The 602-nt window shown below is 63.3% G+C and carries 1 protein-coding gene; it reads left to right on the top strand.

From position 1 onward, the window contains the following. Positions 1–602 (top strand): GTP-binding protein (locus HB681_RS37725; protein WP_213959998.1); only part of this gene is annotated, 602 nt, incomplete at both ends.

The following is a 602-nucleotide window of genomic DNA, read 5'->3' as shown; positions in this document are numbered from 1 at the left end:
AAGTTCACCCGCACCAAGCCGCACGTCAACGTCGGCACGATCGGTCACGTCGACCACGGCAAGACCACGCTGACCGCTGCGATCGCAACGGTGCTGTCGGCCAAGTTCGGCGGCGAAGCCAAGGCATACGACCAGATCGACGCAGCGCCCGAAGAAAAGGCCCGCGGCATCACGATCAACACCGCCCACGTCGAATACGAAACGGCCAACCGCCACTACGCCCACGTCGACTGCCCCGGCCACGCCGACTATGTGAAGAACATGATCACGGGCGCCGCCCAGATGGACGGCGCCATTCTGGTGTGCTCGGCTGCTGACGGCCCGATGCCCCAGACCCGTGAACACATCCTGCTGGCACGCCAGGTGGGTGTGGGCTACATCATCGTGTTCCTGAACAAGTGCGACATGGTCGACGACGCCGAACTGCTCGAGCTCGTCGAAATGGAAGTCCGCGAACTGCTGGACAAGTACGAATTCCCGGGCGACGACACCCCGATCATCCACGGCTCGGCCAAGCTGGCGCTGGAAGGCGACAAGGGCAAGCTCGGTGAAGAAGCCATCATGAAGCTGGCCGACGCACTCGACACCTACATCCCGACGCC

This window comes from Variovorax sp. dw_954 (assembly GCF_018449755.1).
In the GTDB taxonomy this organism is placed as follows: domain Bacteria; phylum Pseudomonadota; class Gammaproteobacteria; order Burkholderiales; family Burkholderiaceae_C; genus Variovorax.
This window is presented reverse-complemented; position numbering and strand designations above follow the sequence as displayed.